13 protein-coding genes and 1 pseudogene are annotated in these 15,847 nt (G+C 67.7%); 5 read left to right on the top strand and 9 right to left on the bottom strand.

Annotated features, from left to right (window positions below; translation table 11 throughout):
• Window positions 1-96: 96 nt before the first annotated feature.
• Window positions 97-1,068, bottom strand: coding sequence for an MYXO-CTERM-anchored inactivated metalloprotease (locus QEG98_RS28495; RefSeq protein ID WP_316563544.1), 972 nt, complete (start codon window positions 1,066-1,068; stop codon window positions 97-99).
• A gap of 759 nt (window positions 1,069-1,827) precedes the next feature.
• Here QEG98_RS28495 and QEG98_RS28490 point away from each other — a divergent pair.
• Together QEG98_RS28490 and QEG98_RS28485 are read left to right on the top strand one after the other, a co-directional pair.
• Window positions 1,828-3,276 carry a glycoside hydrolase family 43 protein gene (locus tag QEG98_RS28490; RefSeq protein ID WP_316563543.1) on the top strand — a complete coding sequence of 483 codons (1,449 nt, stop codon included), beginning with the start codon at window positions 1,828-1,830 and terminating at the stop codon, window positions 3,274-3,276.
• 543 nt (window positions 3,277-3,819) lie between these two features.
• Window positions 3,820-4,350, top strand: a complete 531-nt coding sequence (locus QEG98_RS28485; RefSeq protein WP_316563542.1) for a sigma-70 family RNA polymerase sigma factor — start codon at window positions 3,820-3,822, stop codon at window positions 4,348-4,350.
• A gap of 5 nt (window positions 4,351-4,355) precedes the next feature.
• Here QEG98_RS28485 and QEG98_RS28480 read toward each other — a convergent pair whose 3' ends face one another.
• Window positions 4,356-4,964, bottom strand: a complete 609-nt coding sequence (locus QEG98_RS28480; RefSeq protein WP_141589213.1) for a DUF417 family protein — start codon at window positions 4,962-4,964, stop codon at window positions 4,356-4,358.
• A 262-nt stretch (window positions 4,965-5,226) separates the two neighbouring features.
• On the opposite strand from QEG98_RS28480, the gene QEG98_RS28475 reads away from it, so the two are divergent.
• The gene (locus tag QEG98_RS28475) at window positions 5,227-6,279 is read left to right on the top strand and encodes a ferritin-like domain-containing protein (protein ID WP_316563541.1); all 1,053 of its coding nucleotides are present in this window, start codon (window positions 5,227-5,229) and stop codon (window positions 6,277-6,279) included.
• A gap of 134 nt (window positions 6,280-6,413) precedes the next feature.
• Here the strand turns inward: QEG98_RS28475 and QEG98_RS28470 are convergent, their stop codons facing one another.
• Both QEG98_RS28470 and QEG98_RS28465 read right to left on the bottom strand, forming a co-directional pair.
• Window positions 6,414-6,953 (bottom strand): hypothetical protein, encoded by a 540-nt coding sequence (locus QEG98_RS28470; protein ID WP_316563540.1) that lies wholly within the window; start codon window positions 6,951-6,953, stop codon window positions 6,414-6,416.
• Window positions 6,954-7,559: 606 nt separating this feature from the next.
• On the bottom strand, window positions 7,560-8,210 hold the full coding sequence (locus QEG98_RS28465) for a LysM peptidoglycan-binding domain-containing protein (RefSeq protein WP_316563539.1): 651 nt from the start codon (window positions 8,208-8,210) through the stop codon (window positions 7,560-7,562).
• A 460-nt stretch (window positions 8,211-8,670) separates the two neighbouring features.
• Between QEG98_RS28465 and QEG98_RS28460 the strand changes: the two genes are divergently transcribed.
• Window positions 8,671-9,045 carry a hypothetical protein gene (locus QEG98_RS28460; RefSeq protein WP_316563538.1) on the top strand — a complete coding sequence of 125 codons (375 nt, stop codon included), beginning with the start codon at window positions 8,671-8,673 and terminating at the stop codon, window positions 9,043-9,045.
• 352 nt (window positions 9,046-9,397) lie between these two features.
• On the opposite strand, the gene QEG98_RS28455 is transcribed toward QEG98_RS28460, so the two are convergent.
• Both QEG98_RS28455 and QEG98_RS28450 read right to left on the bottom strand, forming a co-directional pair.
• Window positions 9,398-9,988 carry a GrpB family protein gene (locus QEG98_RS28455; protein WP_316563537.1) on the bottom strand — a complete coding sequence of 197 codons (591 nt, stop codon included), beginning with the start codon at window positions 9,986-9,988 and terminating at the stop codon, window positions 9,398-9,400.
• 206 nt (window positions 9,989-10,194) lie between these two features.
• The gene (locus QEG98_RS28450) at window positions 10,195-11,805 is read right to left on the bottom strand and encodes an FG-GAP-like repeat-containing protein (RefSeq protein ID WP_316563536.1); all 1,611 of its coding nucleotides are present in this window, start codon (window positions 11,803-11,805) and stop codon (window positions 10,195-10,197) included.
• A gap of 383 nt (window positions 11,806-12,188) precedes the next feature.
• Here QEG98_RS28450 and QEG98_RS28445 point away from each other — a divergent pair.
• A pseudogene (locus tag QEG98_RS28445) lies at window positions 12,189-12,284 on the top strand (transposase); the annotation flags it as partial.
• A gap of 33 nt (window positions 12,285-12,317) precedes the next feature.
• Here QEG98_RS28445 and QEG98_RS28440 read toward each other — a convergent pair.
• From QEG98_RS28440 to QEG98_RS28430, 3 genes are all read right to left on the bottom strand, one after another.
• Window positions 12,318-13,217, bottom strand: a complete 900-nt coding sequence (locus tag QEG98_RS28440) for an RluA family pseudouridine synthase (protein ID WP_316563534.1) — start codon at window positions 13,215-13,217, stop codon at window positions 12,318-12,320.
• A gap of 135 nt (window positions 13,218-13,352) precedes the next feature.
• The gene (locus QEG98_RS28435) at window positions 13,353-14,261 is read right to left on the bottom strand and encodes a CPBP family intramembrane glutamic endopeptidase (RefSeq protein ID WP_316563533.1); all 909 of its coding nucleotides are present in this window, start codon (window positions 14,259-14,261) and stop codon (window positions 13,353-13,355) included.
• 214 nt (window positions 14,262-14,475) lie between these two features.
• Window positions 14,476-15,747: a DEAD/DEAH box helicase gene (locus QEG98_RS28430; RefSeq protein WP_316563532.1), complete on the bottom strand. Its 1,272-nt coding sequence runs from the start codon at window positions 15,745-15,747 to the stop codon at window positions 14,476-14,478.
• Window positions 15,748-15,847: the final 100 nt, after the last annotated feature.

Below are 15,847 nucleotides of genomic sequence, written 5' to 3'. Positions count from 1 at the left end.
GCGCCGAGGAAGGGCAGGACGCGTTGTAGGCCACCGTCCAGCCCTGCCCGAACCCATCCGTCATCTGGAGCGACAACCCCGAGCCCGTGTCCGTGTTCAGCCCCGTGAGCGTTGGCGAGTGCGTCGAGCCCCCAGCAGGAGCATGAGCGCTCCGAGGAGTGGCACCGAGGAGGTGGTGGCGCAGCCAGATTTGGACGGAGCGCCGCCATCGCCGTCAGGGGGGCTGGCACCAGCGTCCGGGACACCCCCGTCAGCCTCCGGCACGCCACCATCGCCGGACGGGACGCCGTCCCCTCCATCCGGGACGCCGCCATCCGTTGAGATGACGCACCCGGGGGTTGGCAGTCCTCGAGGGTAGGTCTCGCAGATGCCTTGGAGCGTGCCAGGGTCGATGATGCGCTTCTGCGTATCGCCCCATGGCAGGACGCGAGACATCGTGGAATCAGTGCGTGTCAGCAGGGCGAACCCCAGCCCCTCGCCGATGGAGCGTGTCACCAGGCTCTGGACATCTCCGATGACGCAGCCGGGCTCGATGACTCCCTCGCCGCAGGGGGGACCGTCCAGCGTCGTGAGCATGCCATTGCTGTTGTTGAGGCTGATCTCGGTGCCGAGAATCTCACCGGTGGACATCCGGAAATAGCTCGTCTCCTCGACGACGTCCCTTGGCGCGAAGGGCCAACAGTCATACTTGTCGGGACAGGATTCATTCTGCCAGCAGGCATCGTCATCGGGGACGATGTCCGGGCAGTTCACCTGGCGGAAGGTCACCAGCATCTTCCCGTCGAGCGGTCGCGGTGCGGGATGGGGCACATCCTCGCCGGGTGTGAACACCAGGTCCGAGCAACTGGCCACGGCCTGGTTCCAGGTGTTGAACGCGGCGGTGACCGCGGCCCTTTCTTCAGCGGTCGGGTGGCCACCCGAGGTGGTCATCGCATAGGTCACGGTCCTGTCGCCGCGGCACAACTCCAGCCCTTCGTAGCGTGTACGCTCGTATGGCTGCGCCTGCGCGCTGGTCACACCGAAGAGGATGACGGAAGGAATGAGAAGAAAGGCTCTGGAAGGAGGCATGTCCGGATAATCATAGACCGAGCAATTCATCAATGCGCTGGCCGCTCACGTCTACGAGCCAGCGAAGCTGGCGGGGCATCCCATCGAGTCTCCGCTCACGTTCAGGCTCAACGCGACTGGCTATAAGGAATACCTGTCCCAAGAGGAGGAGTTGCGGTGGCTTCGCGCACGTGTCGCGCAATTTCCTGGAAGCGACGACGCCTGGCTTGACTTCGCGCGGTTTCTGGCGAGCCTTGCATCCCAAGGGCCGGAGGATGAAAAGGCGCTTCATGCCCTGAACCGCTTGTCGCCCGAGGCCTGTGGCCCGCGACAGAGTTGGCGTGGCTGCGAGCGCAGGAAGGGAAGTACGCGGAAGCAGAGCCCTTGGCGAAGGTGGGGCGACGCTTCGCACCCGAGAATGCCTATGCGCTCGAGACCTCGGCCCTGGTGGTCTTCCGCCAGGGCCATTGCCGGGAAGCGGTCGCGGACCCACAGCAAGCGGTGGCGAAGTTCCCCAAGGAATGGCCCGAGGAAGAGCGAGCGCGGTTCAAGCGGGCGCTGGAGGCGTATCGGCGTGGGTGCTCGTCCGAGGCGGCTCCGGCGACCCCATTGAATGGATAGCGCGCCAGGCGTGCGTGTCCCGGTGCTCATGCGGGTGGAGGTTCAAGTGCTGTTGTCGCTGGTCGACTGAAGGACATTGGCCGGGATGTGGAGGGTTTGTATTTCTTGTTTTACCTGTATTTCGTGTTAGTTCATGCCTCTCCATCTGGAGGTGGTTCCATGAGGAAGTTCCCTCGCATCCTGGCGCTCACAGTGGTGTGCGCCGTCTCTGCCTTTGCATCCGGCTGTGGCGACGAGCGCATCGACACGCCGCTCGCGGAGGAGGCCCCGGTAGGCGCCGCCGGTGCGTCGCTCGCATGCAGCACGCGCATCACCTACGGCGAGAGGTGGATTCGCCCCTCGGGGCACACCGCGCAGTACGACATCGCGAGTGGTTTGGTGACGTGGGATGGCACCTGCATCAACGAGGGCAGCAACTCGTATGCGGTGCTCTCGAACGGCTGGCGGCCGTACTTCACCGGCAACAACGCGTGTGTCATGGCGCTCGACACGGACTGTGCCGGGGCCACCGCGTGCTCGACGCGCGTCACCTATGCCGCGTCGTGGCTGCACCCGTCGGGACACCCCGCTCAGTACGACGACGTGAGCGGGCGCGTGTTCTGGGACCGGGCCTGCACGAACGAGGGCAGCAACTCGTACGCGGTGCTCTCCAACGGGTGGAGGCCGTACTTCAGTGGCACGGGCGCGTGCGGCATGTCCTTCCGCTACACGGGGTGCGGCGGCCTGTACCGGAACCCGGTGGTCCCCGTGGATTGCGCGGACCCAGGCGTCATCCATGATGGGACGCGGTACGTCGCCGCGTGCACGTCCGGCGGCGCGGCGAATGCGTTCCCCCTGCGCACGTCGACGGACCTGGTGACGTGGAGGAGCGCGGGCTCCATCTTCCCGTCGGCGTCGAAGCCCACCTGGGCGACGGGCGACTTCTGGGCGCCGGAAATCCACAAGGTGGGGACGCGCTACGTCGCTTACTTCACCGCGCGGCACTCGAACGGGAAGCTGTCCATCGGCGCGGCGACGTCGGCGAGCGCGCTCGGGCCCTTCACGGACATTGGCCGGCCGCTCGTGCATGACACAGCGATGGGGATGATCGACGCCACCTTCTTCACGAGCACCACCGGGGCGCCCTATCTGGTGTGGAAGGCGGACGGCAATGCGGTGGGGCGGCCGACGCCCATCTACGGGCAGGCGCTGTCCGCGGATGGCCTGTCGCTGGTGGGCTCGCGCCAGACGCTCATCAGCAACAACCTCTCGTGGGAGGGCGGCGTCGTCGAGGCGCCATGGGTCGTCGCTCGGGGCGGCTACTACTACCTCTTCTATAGCGGTAACGCGTACTACAACAGCACCTACGCCGTGGGCGTCGCGCGGGCGACGAGCCCGCTGGGCCCGTACACCAAGCTGGGCTCGCCGATTCTCAAGACGGGTGGTGGCTGGGTGGGGCCGGGACACAACTCCGTCGTCACCGGGCCGCGCGGTGACATGTACATGGTCTACCACGCGTGGAACAGCGCCCACACGGCGCGGGTGATGCTCGTGGATGCAATCACGTGGCCCAATGGCTGGCCCGCGGTTCCGTCCGCGCCGTCGGCGAGCTCACGGCCCATGCCGTAGCGGCTTCGCTGTGACGACTGCCTCCGCGCCGCGGCCTCATGCGCCACGGCGCGGAGGTGCGCGGCGGCGGGGGAGGGCGGTTTGCCCGCAGAAGGCAATCGACAGCTCCGCATGGCTCGAGGCGCCTCGCAGCGCCCGGAAGACGACTCCCTTCGGCCGGAGCATCCGGGCGGACATCGGCGTCATCGTGAACCAGAGTCTCTCTTCCACCACCCGAAGGGCACACAGCTCGGCCGTCCCCTTCGGCGGCCCTCCTCGTTTCTCTGCTCCAGCCAGCCACCCTCGACAGGGTTGATATCCGTCCCATGCTCTCGACGAAGGTCACGTTGGCCGAACAATTGGCCACGTTCGCTCTCGGCGCGGCTGTGGTTGCTAGCGGCCTTGTCGACGCAGCTGCGGAAGTCGTCGCCATCAGGAAGTTGGGTGGAATGCGCATCGGCGCATCGGCTACGTTGCGCCCTTTCGACGTAACGAAAGGCGGGCAGGAAGCTTCGCGAGGCGGCGACGGTTGCTTGCCGGATCTGCCGCTGGAAGGAGCTGGAGATGGAGCGCAACGACGAGAAGGGGTTCTTTTCCTGGGTCACCAGCCTGGTGCGCGACCATCGCGGCGCGCTCGCGGCGGTGGCTCGAAACGAGGGCCTGCTCGCCGACGACGCGCTCGACGCCGTCCAGGACGCCTTCGCGACCTTCCTCGGCCTGCCCCACGCGCGGAAGCTCGCGTACGAGGAGGACGACAGCCGCAACCTCCTCGCGATCCTCGTGCGCAACCACTCGCGGAACAAGAGGCGGCGGCACGAACTCGCGCGGCCGCATCTCAGCGACAGTGAAGTGGTCGAGAGCCTGGCCGATGATCGGGAGAGCGTCGATTCGCTCATCGAGCATGCCGAAGCGCATGTGCTCGCCTTCCAATGCGTGGAGAAGCTCGCCGCGGTGCAGCGCCAGGTGGTGACGCTGCGCTTGCTCGAGGATCAGCCGGGCGTCCGTGTGGCGGATCTCCTTGGCACCACACCTGGCAACGTCGCCGTGCTCCTGCACCGCGCGAAGCGTGAACTCCGCGCGTGCATGGAGGAGTAGCGCTCTCAGGCGGCGGCGCGGTGGAGCCGCTCGGCCGGCTGCGGCTTGCGCTGCGCCAGCCAGACCCGCGCGGAATCGGCCATGGTGACGATGGCGGCGCCAATCATGATTGCATCCTTGACCACCAGCCGCCCGCGGCCGCTCAGCCACGGAAAGCCGTGGTGGGCGTCGCCGAGCGCCGGCACCCAGCTCTCAGGTGTCGTGACGAGAAAAGAGAGTGTCACTACCGACATGCCGATCACGAGGGCGCTGCCGATCGCGCCGAGCTCCGGGCGCCACCAATGGGCGGCGATGAGCAGGCCGAAGAGCACGATCACGCCGCCGAGCAGGTAGGAGAACCCATAGGTCCCGTTCGCCTCGTGCCACGCGCGGTTGGCGGGAACGAGCGCGCCTTCGGCATTCATATGCTGCCGGTATTCGGGGGCGTCGTACGCATAGACGAAGCTCATGACTGGGCTGTTGGCCACGAAGGGGACGATGCCGTCGGCTTCGTATTCGGCGACCTTGAGCGAGCCAATCCAGACGAGGACGACGATCAGGCCGGCGCGAAGGACGTTCATTCCGATGCGGTCGGCACGGGCGGCGAGGCGGAGGAGCGACTCGATACGGGACAAGGATGGATCTCCTGCTGTGGGAAGCGCCCGAGCCCACGGTTTCGGACTCGAACGCTCGCGCTATGCAGTCATGAGGTTTCGTCCCGCCCGGGCATTACACGGCGCATGCGAAAGGCGAGCGCGGCTCCTTGTGGCGCGCGAGCTGCTCGAACGGCGCGAGCACCTGAGGTGGGCGCCGCCTCCCGCGGAGGTGCCGTGCCAGCGTCATGTTGAGCCCGCTTGGCCGCCGCTGCCGCGCGACCTGCGCAATCCGGGACACCCAGTGCATCAGGTTTCTGAGGCGGAGCTCGAGGCCCTCTCCTCCGAGAAGGGGTTTCGCTCCAACTGCGCGCCGGATTGCTACGCGCACTACCTCGTGACGACGCGAGGGGATGCGGTGGAGGCCCACACCTCTCAAGAGGCGCTCCATGCCTTCCTGGGCGACATCGACACCTCTCAGGAGGCGCTGCTCCAGGTCTTCGCGGGAGGCTACGACCTGAGCTGCACCGCGTTGGAGAAAGGCGCGGTGAAGGCCAACGCGGACGGGACCTTCAACGTCGTCGCCACGAAGGGGTTTGCATGTGGAGAGGGCTCCAAACTGACGCAGTACCTGCTGGAGGTGACACCCTCGGGCGAGGTGCACGTGAAGCAGACCCACATCCTGGAGCGGGGCACGAAGGGGTGCACCGTGGGGCGCAGGCCCGCGGGGCTCCGCTCGGATGGCTCGATTGCATGCGCGGATGAGCTGGGGCAGCACTTTGCGCTCATCGCCCACCTGGAGGAGGCCTCCATCACGGCCTTCTTGAGGCTGCGGGACGAACTGGCGCTGCATGGCGCGGCGGTCGAGCTTCAGCAGGCGGCGCTGCGCAGCGCACTCGATGAGGTGGCTCATACGGAGGTGTGTGGACGACTGGCGCGTCGTCATGGCGCGACGCCTGCGCGCGCGGTGGTGGCGCCGCTCCCGCCCAGGCCGCTGCTCGAGGTGGCGCTGGATAACGCGGTGGAGGGCTGCGTGCGCGAGACGTACGGCGCGTTGCTGGCTCACCATCAGGCCCTGCACGCGGGGGACGACGAGGTGCGCGAGGCGATGGTCCGTATCGCCGAGGACGAGACCCGGCACGCGGACCTGTCCTGGGCCATCGACCGTTGGGCGGTAGAACAACTGCCGTCCGCCGAGCAGGAGGCGGTGCGCGCGGCACGTCAGCGGGCGGTGGAGGCGCTGCGTGCGGAGGTCTCCGCGCCGACCGATGCGGCGCTCCTGCGGGCGCTGGGGCTGCCCGAACCGGAGGTCGCCGTCGCGATGGTGGACCTGCTCTCGCGCGAGCTCTGGAATTGAGACCCGGGCCTGCTCCTGATGAGGCCTCGGAGTCGAGGCTCGGGTCTGGAGCAGGCCGATCCTTGAGGCGGGAGTCCTCGAACGAGGTTGCTCCCGCCCCAAACCTCATGTGGCCCGAGGTGCGAGGCGAGGCCTCACGGGAACGCCATGATCGTCGGTGGCGTGGTGCTGGTGAAGAAGTCCGGATATCTCGCGGTGTAGTGGCTCCCGCTGCCGCTCTCTCCCGAGATGACGCCGGTCTTCGAGCCCGAGACGGTCACCGTGGTGCCGTCCGCGGCAATCGCCACGTTCTCCGACACGATGTTGCCCATCCCCATGAAGACGCCCAAGCCGCTGCTCCGGATGACGGTCAGTGTGGCCGGGTCCACGTGGTGCACGCTGAGGGTGATGGGCGCGCTGCCGCTGAGGCTCGACTTCTTGGTATAGCTCGCGGCGATTCCCAGCGCGTTCCCCGCCACGGACCGCGTCGGCTCATAGACGACGGACGTGCCCAGGGTCACGCTGCCATAACCATACACACACGTCGGAATGGGCTGGCGGAAGAGCTTGACGTCATAGACAGTCGGCGTCACGTTTGGCTGCGGGTACGCGGAGATGCTGTAGATGCATCCGTCAAGCGACACGGATGACACCGCTGACTCCTGCTGCGCCAGTGCGTCGTCCTGCCCGGTCATCCCATCCTCTCCGCCGCAGGCAGGGAAAAGAACGGCGGAACAAAGATAGACAGCCATCTTGAAGAATCGCATCGTGCAATGACTCCTTGGCTCGCGGGGGAAGCGCGGGAAGGGTAACAGCAAAGCCATTCTCTTCGTGGGCAATCTGTACGCATCCACTGGTTCCTTGATGACCCCAGCGGTGGAGAGATGCCACTCAGCGAGCTGCGCCTGGGTCGCGTGGGCATCACCTCGAAGGCGATGTTCAATGACGCGTGTGCGGGAACCCGATGCCTCGCATTCAGCGCGGAGGCCCTCTGGATGGAGGGTGTTTGGGGACTCGCCCGCATTCACAGCTCACCTCCGCGGCATGAAGCGCGGTGCCTTCCTCCGTCTGGCCTGGTGTAGCCTGACACCCTCCCCCTCAAATGAGGTGGTGGGACGCGCGAACCCATGGCACTGCGGTTTCGGTTCAGCGACGGGCTCGAAGGCGAGGCGAGCCTCAAGCCCTGCCTCTTCGAATGGGACGCAGCGCGCGTCCCGCGTTTTCCCTCCGCTGGAAACGACGAAGCCCCCGACCCTCTACAGGGCCAGGGGCTTCATGGGATGCCATCTGCGCGGCAGGCACTATGCGATGGGCATGAAGACCTTGAAGCCCGTGCGCCCGCTGTTGGTCGTGTTGCGCTCGATGAAGTCGCTCGCGGACGAGTGACCATCACCCAGGGTGACGGCCGTGTGGCCGTAGATGCTGCCCAGGCGCGTGGAGGTGCTCTCCCAGGTGAGGACGAGGCCCGGAATCTTCAGCGCCTCCTCCAGCGACATGTTGACCTGCTTGAACTTGTCGCGCGGCAGGTTGTTGTCAATCTGGTTGCCGTTGCCCGACACGCCAATGCCCAGGGCGTTGCGGATGGCCCGGCTGACGCCCGTGGCGCACAGGCCCTGGCTGTTGTAGCCGCCCATGCCCATGGCCGCCGAGCGGGCCGCATCCGCCAGTCGACGCATCGCGGCAGACGCGTTGCTGGGCCCCGCGCCCGTCGGGCCACCCACGTCCGCTCCACCGCTCACGCCACCCGAGGAACCTCCACCGCGAACGCCCTGAGGGCCGCCACCAGCGTCGAAGCTGTCACGACCGGAGTGCCCGATGCGCAGCGTGTTCCCCGCGTAGATGAGGTCGGGGTTGGTGATGTTGTTGTCACGGGCCAGCTTCTCCACGGTGGTGCCGAAACGGGCCGCCAGGCCGGAGAGGGTATCGTTGAGACGGATGCGGTAGATGGACATGTAAGCTCCTGCCCTCATTCTCGCGGCTTCCCTGGCGGAGTTGCTTCACCCTTCCAAGATTCTTGGATTGTTTGGGGCGCTTCCAGGTTTCACCTAGAGCGACACTTGCGTCTCTCCATGTGCGAGCGCACCCGTGGCGTGCCAGGAGCCGGACATTCGGAGAAGGTCCCAGCCGAGTCCCTCCCGTGGAGCGGTCATCGTGCCGCACGTCTACGACTGCCCCCGCTGCGCCTGATGCGGCGACTGGCCAGCGAGGTCAATGACTGGAGCGACGGCTCTCCGGCGCGGAGCTCGGCCAACTGTACAGCTCCGTGACGTTCATCCTGCCAGGACGCCGTGTGGTGCCGTCACGACTCCGTCACAGCCACCATGCCCTCATCGCATGGTGGCGAGGGCGGACGGTGGGGGAGCCTGCTCCGACGTACCCGCATTCCTTTCATGAAGGCCACCTCCGCCCAGGGTGCGCGAAGCGAAGTCCTTCGTTTCCTCGTTGCGCGGAGGTATTGGGATGATGACTCGTCTGATGCGCGTCCTGGTCATCACGGGGGACAAGTTCAACGGGAGGGGCAACTTCGGCCCCACCTTCCTGGGCGCCGCACTGGGAGCGGTTCCATTCGCCTTGCTCACGACCAGCCGCCACGATCGCGTGGCGAGGATTGGCACCGTCGGGATGCTGGTCACTCCTCTCATCGGTTCGTTCACGGGCTACTGGCTTTCGCGATCGTCGAGCCCTTCGCACGGGACAGCGCGCGCTGAGCTGCCGGAAGCCCAGGCTGCTCCGGTGCTGGGCCTGACTCAAGGCGGTGGGCTCGTCGGCGTGATGGGACACTTCTGAGCCTCCGCGATGCGGATGAGACGCCGTTCCTCTGCGGCGGTTGATGAGCGGCTCCATTTCCTTCGGCGTAGCGATGGGCGGGTGTCTGTGGATGCGCCCAGGGGGAAGGGCTGGGCGTCGACGGAAGCCCGGTTCGGCGGACGCAGCGGGAGCGGGAGCGCCACGTATGCGCACGGACGCTACGAGGCCGGCGGGACGGGCTACGTCTTCGCGGTGGAGCGCCGGGCACCTCTGGCGCTGGCACGCCGGCACGAGCAGGGCTTCCGGTCAGTCGCGCCAGGCCAGGATCTTGGGGTGCGGTTCAATCCGGCGGAGCCTGGCGAACACCACGACGACCGGTGCGCGCCGCGCCTCAGCGAATCCAGCCCGCCGCGCGAAAGATCCGCGCGTAGAGGTCGCGGATCACCGGCTCCTTTCGGCGGTTGTATTCCATCACATCGTCCAGGCCTTCGGCGGAGGTGTGCTTGACCGCCGCGTAGCGCTGCCGGTCGTCGTCGTGCTCGCGCAGCCAGTCGCGGAACATGACGTGGCGAATCACCTCGGGGCAGTCCGGGCCGAACACATGCAGGTTCACGCGTGGCGCGGCGAGCCGCAGGCAGCGGTGCTGATGCCAGGACGGCTCGCGGATGACGAGGTCGTAGCCCAGGCTCTCGAGGGCAGGCACATAGTCGTCCTCACGCGTGGGGTCGGCGACGATGAGGTCGATGTCGATGACGGGCTTGGCGGGAAGGCCCGGCACGGCAGTCGAGCCGACGTGCTCGACCTGCATGGCCGATGCGCCCATTACACCCTGGATGGCCACGGCTAGCTCCGCGTAGCGCGTCGGCCATCCGGCATCATAGGGAACGACTGCAACTTTCTCAGGAGCGGGTTTTCCTTTGACCCAGGGGTTCTCGTCTGGGTCGGCATCGTAATGACGCATGATGTCTTCGGGGCGTGGCATGCTGGGCATTCTCGTTCAGCTTCGCGTTGTTGCTCATGCGAATCTCGCCATGCGCTGACGCGGAGTTCCTCTGCAAGCACCGGCACCTCGCCCGGCCGCGGGAGCTGGACCAGGAGTCCGCGGGTGCACACATGGGCTGAGCCCCGCTCCCGCGCATCCCCTGCTTCGGTGCCACCACCGAAGCGGGGGCCGTACCCGAGGACGCTTCAGGGCAGGCAGCTCGTCGTCAGCATCGTGAGGGAGGCGCTGCCTTCCTGGCTCACCATCAGCTCGAGCTTGTCACCGCCGCTGAAGTTCCCAGCCGCGAGCCCCAGCGGCGCGCCGTCCAGGACCACGTCTTGTCTCGCCGAGAGCGAACCATCGCCCATGCCGCGCAGGAAGCTGACCGTGTTCTTGGCCGTATTCGTCACGGCGACGTCCAACCAACCGTCCTGGTCGAAGTCCGCCACGGCCAGCTCACCCACCTCTCCCAGTACGTCGAAGTCCTTCGCGGCCTCGAACGTGCCGTCGCCGCGTCCCAGTCTCACGCTCACCGCGGGCTCGTTGAAGGAATCTCCCTTGCTGGTCACCAACAGGTCCGCCCTGCCATCGTTGTTGAAGTCCGCCGCGGCCACATGCCTGGGTGCGTTCTGGGCGGAATACCGGAACGCCGCGCGGAACGAGCCATCGCCCGCGCCAAAGTAGACATAGAACTCGGAGACGAGCGAGGCGGGCATCACCACGTCCAGGTGACCGTCCCCATCGAAGTCCGCGGTGGTGACGGTGAGCGCGGCGAAGGACAGGGGGAAATCCAGCCGGGTGAGCGAGCCCATCCCGTTGCCTTTCATCCAGCTCAGCGTCGAGGACCCCGTCGCGAGGCTCGTATTGACGGTGAAGACATCCCGGTTCCCATCTCCATCGAAGTCCGCCGTCGTCATCGCCCAGGGGCCCGCGCCCGTGAGGGTGGTGCGTCCCGCCCCGAAGTCGCCATTCCCCAGGCCGGGTAGCACGCTCACCGACTGACTCCGGGTGTTGAGCACCACCAGGTCCAGCAGCGTGTCGCCGTCGAAGTCCCCCGTGAGGACGCTCTTCGGGTCCGCGCCCACCGCGAACTCCCCATGCCTGCGGAAGCTCCCATCCCCCTGCCCGAGAAAGGTGGCGACGGTCCTCTCGGCCATCCGCGTCCCGGCGAGGTCCAGCTTCCCGTCCTTGTCGAAGTCCCCCGCCACCAATCCCCGGAGCTCGGCCTCCACGGAGACCTGGGGGAGCTTCGTCAGTCCGACATTGTCACAGCGTGTCTTCGACAGTCGCGGCGCCGAGGGTGGCCCCATTCCCACTGCATTCACCGCCCGGACCACGACCTGGTACTCCGTATCCGGTCTCAGCCCCGTGAACTCCACGCTCGTGTCCCTCGCGGACAGGGAGCGCTGGAACGTCCCTGAGAGGAGTTCGACGGAATAGGCGTGAACCGTCGCCCGTCCGTCCGAGGTCGGAGGCTCCCAGCTCACCTGCAGCGCCGTGTTGAGGGAGACGACATCGATGATTCGTGGGGCGCTCGGGAGGTCGTGAGTCGTCACGGCGACCGAAGCGCCTGACTCAGGACCCTCTCCAGCCGCGTTGGTGGCGCGAACCTGGAAGGTATAGCTCGTGCCGTCGGAGAGGCCGGACACCACCACCTGCGTGGCGCCTGTCGTCGTGGCGGTGATGCCCCCGGAGCCCGTCACCGTGTACTTCACGATGGCGCCGCCGCCGTTCGAGGTGGGCGCCTGCCAGCTCACCTGCGCGGACCGGATGCCTGGCGTGGCCTGGACGTCCCTCGGTGGCCCTGGAGTCGTCACCTCGGGCTCCGGCCTCGGCGGAGGGTCCTTGTCCCCACCCTCCGAACTGGAACCGGAGCACGCCGCGAGGAGTCCTATCAACAGTGCGGCAATGAGGCCGCGCTCATGCACCTGAAGCATCATCCATCCCTGGTCAGTTGGCTCCGGCCGGCCATGCGTGGCCTGTAAAGGCAAACCACATGCCCCAGGCGGCGTGAGGCACAGCTCGGAAGTCCGCCCGCGTGGCGTGCAGCGCGTGACACAGGGACTGTGAAGGTCAAGGCACGACTGCCCATTCCCTGCACAAAGGCAAAAGCCCCTGCTCGTGCCACTGTGGTCTGCCCCCCGATTTTCGGACCCGTTGAAGCGTGAGAGAGTCCTCGCGGCCAGGAGGTAGGTTGGTCGTGAGGAAGAACAGGTTTACCGAGGAGCAGATGGTCCGCATCCTGCGGGAGGCGGAGGCGCCTGGGGCCAGCGTGGTGGATGTGGCCGGCGCGCACGCGTGGCCCGAGGGATGAGTCCGGGCGCGACCGTCAGGTGTCCTGGACGCGGAGCTCGAGTGGGGGTGGCGCCTGAAGCTGAACGTGCTCGCCCGAGCGCGGATGCAGGAAGGTGAGCGACTCCGCGTGCAGCAGATAGCCGCCGTCTCCGGGCAGGCCGGGGTTCTCCGCCAGCGGCAGGCCGCCCACGCCGAAGAGCGGGTCCCCCACGAGCGGGTGGCCGATGAAGGCGAGGTGGATGCGGATCTGTTCGGAGCGGCCCGTGTGGATGTCCACCTCGAAGAGGGTGTGCTCGGTGCGCCGCTCCAGCACCCGGGCCGTGCTGTGTGAGGGCTTTCCCCGCGCACTGGCACCATGGACTTCGCCCAGCCGCGGATGGGGTACCAACCCGATGGGCGCGCGGATGTCGTAGGACTCCTGGGCGGCGAGTCCCTGGGAGAGTGCGCGGTAGCGCTTGTGCACGCGGCCCTCGCGCCAATCGCTCGCCAGGCGCGCGGCTGCGTCGCGGGTGCGGGTGAAGAGCACGAGGCCCGACGTCGCGCGTCCCAGGCGGTGCATGGGAACCGCCTCCGGCCATCGTGCCTGGACGAAGGCGAGCAGGGTGTTCTTCAGGAAGCCTCCCGAGGGCAGGGTCGGCAGTCCGCTCGGCTTCACCACGACGACCAACGCCGCGTCCTCGTACACGAGCTCGAAGGATTGCGGAGTGTCCGCCTCTTCCCACGGCGGGCGGTGCCAGCACAGCCACTGCCCTGGCCTCAGCGGTTCCGAGCCGTCGGCGGTGACGTCGTCGAGTCGCACCTCGCCCCGAGCGAAGCGTGCCCGCCACTCCTCCTCCGAGGAGTGACGATACTTGTCCGTCAGATGGGCGAGCGCGCTGCTGCCCGGTTGGCGCCCGAGCTTCTCGCGATACACATAGCCGTCGTTGAGCAGCACTCGCGTACCCTACACCGCGTGGGCTCGCGGTGGGAGGCACTCCGCCTCCCGTCGCCGTACTCCGCGTCTGACTTTCCTCCAGCGAAGGGGGCACTACAGGGACTCACCCGGGACGACACCGGGGCCGGGTTGCCGTCAAAGCGGCGGCAGCTTGTCCAGGAAGCCTGACTTCGACAGCCACATCACCAGCGCGAAGCTGATGGTGTTGAAGGCCGCGTGCGCGACAACCAGGGGCAGCAGGCGTCCTCGGAACCAGAAGACGAACCCGAACCAGGCTCCCATCACGAAGGTCTGGAAGACGGCGAGCGTGCCTTCGTAGAAGTGGCCCACGGAGAACAGCACGGCCGCGACCAGCACCGCGGGCACCCAGCGGTCCAGCACCACGCGCAGGCGGGGCACGAGGAAGCCCCGGAAGACGAACTCCTCGAAGCCTGTCACCAGCACCATGATGGCCGCGAAGGCGGGCACGTCCAGGCCGGTGTCCATGAGCGCGGCGGCCAAGCCCTTGCGCGCCAGCATCTCCTTGTCGGCCAGCTTCAACGCCACGGCGACGGACGCCATGGGCACCGACGCGGCGATGTGCACCGCGTAGGTGGCGACGAGCACCGGTACGCCGAGCAGCAGCTCCTTCGCCCAGCCCTCGCGCGCCAGCCCCACCTGCGCGGGCCCCTGTCCGTCGCGCCACACCAGCACCGCCACCAGCAGGATCATCCCCAGGGCGCGGATGCACAGGGGCGCCATGGACAGGGAGAAGCCCTTCTCCTGCTCCGCCGCAGTGGCGACCCAGGCGCCAGCGCCCGTGCCGCCCAGCGCCACCAGGAGCCCCAGGACGCCCAGCCAGGCGCCCGCGCGCGTGGCCTCCCAGGGGCGCAGCAGGGCCAGTCCCCAGGCGAGCAGCGCGACCGCGAGCACGGCCAGGACGACCCGACCCGCGGGGCCCGCCGACGAGGGCCCGAGGACGGCGAGGAACACGAACGCCGCTTCTGACAGGGCCCGGCGCCGCGGCGGGGCGTTCTCAAGCAGCACGGCGACATCACGACGCACGGGGTGTTCCTCCGGTCCAGGGCCACGGGGCCGAGGCCTCGAGGGATTCCGGACACGCTACCGGCTTCGCCCTCAGGTTTCTGATCCCTCCTCGGTTTTCCGTTCATGCGGCGCACGTGTTCAAAGGGGAGCACCCGGGGAGGGAAGGGTGGCATCCTCATTGATGGCCGCGAAATCGCACGTGGCCTTGCTGGACACGCGGGAGCAGGAGCAGCTACGGCCCTTGCTTCGGAGGGCGAGTGGCGGCGGCAGCGGCGGCTTCGCGCAGCTTGTCCTTCTTGCTCTTGCGCCGCCCCTTCACGCCGCCGTTCGGATCCAGGGGCGACGTGAGCGTCGAGACCTCTTTCGTCGGCTCGAAGCCCGGCACCTGCTCGCGTGGGAGGTCGAACTGGTGGCGTTTCTCGATGAGTCGGAAGTGGGCTTCGGTGCCCGCGCTGACGAAGCTGATCGCCACGCCCTTGTCGCCCGCGCGCCCCGTGCGGCCGATGCGATGCACGTAGTCCGCGGTCGAGCGGGGCAGGTCGTAGTTCACGACCGCCGGCAACTGCGCGATGTCCAGGCCGCGAGCGGCGACGTCCGTGGCCACGAGCACGCGCACGCGCTTCGCCTTGAAGTCCGCGAGCGCCTGCGTGCGCGCGCCCTGGCTGAGTTCCCCATGCAATGACGTCGCGACGATGCCGGCCCGGTTCAGCTTCAGCGCGACATGGTCCGCCGCGTAGCGACTGGCCACGAACGTGAGCACATGGCTCCACGCATGTGTTTCCAACAGGTGCCGCAGCAGCATCGTGCGCCGGGGCACATCCACCAGGAGGGCCCGCTGGAGGATGAACTCCGTCGAGGGCAGCTCCCCCTCATCGACGTCGATGCGCGTGGGCTCGTGCAGCAACTGCTCCGCGAACTTCCGCACCGCGGGCGGGAAGGTGGCGGAGAACAACAGGTTCTGGCGGCGCGTGGGCAGCAGCGCCAGCAGGCTGTTGAGCTCATCGGCGAAGCCCAGCGAGAACAGTCGGTCGGCCTCGTCGAGCACCAGCGTCTCCACCTGGTCCAGCCGGAGCGCGTTCTGATGCACCAGGTCCAGCGCGCGGCCGGGCGTGGCCACGACGATGTCCGCGCCGCCCCGCAGCGCCAGCATCTGCGGGTTGGCGGAGACGCCACCGACCGCGAGGCAGGTCTTCAGCGGCTTCTTCAGGTGTTGGCCGTACCGTTGGATGGAATCGACGATCTGCGCGGCGAGCTCCCGCGTGGGCACCAGGATGAAGGCCCGCACCGGTCGGACCGACCCGCCGGGACGCGCCCGCAGGGCTTCCAGGATGGGCAGCAGGAACGCGGCGGTCTTCCCCGAGCCCGTCTTCGCCGAAGCCCAGACATCGCCACCTCGCAGGACCACGGGGATGGTCGCGCGCTGCACCGGCGTGGGTTCGTCGTATCCGAGTCCGGCCACGGCGCGGGTGAGCGCGTCCGACAGGCCGAGCGAAGCGAATGTCATGGGATGGAAGCCTTGGGTGGCGCGAGGACGCGGAAGCCTACCCTGCCCGGGAGGTCCGCCCCCGGTATTCCTGCCCCCTCCCCATCCAGGCAAGGTGCCG

The sequence above is a fragment of the Myxococcus sp. MxC21-1 genome, assembly GCF_032612255.1.
In the GTDB taxonomy this organism is placed as follows: Bacteria; Myxococcota; Myxococcia; order Myxococcales; family Myxococcaceae; genus Myxococcus; species Myxococcus virescens.
This window is presented reverse-complemented; position numbering and strand designations above follow the sequence as displayed.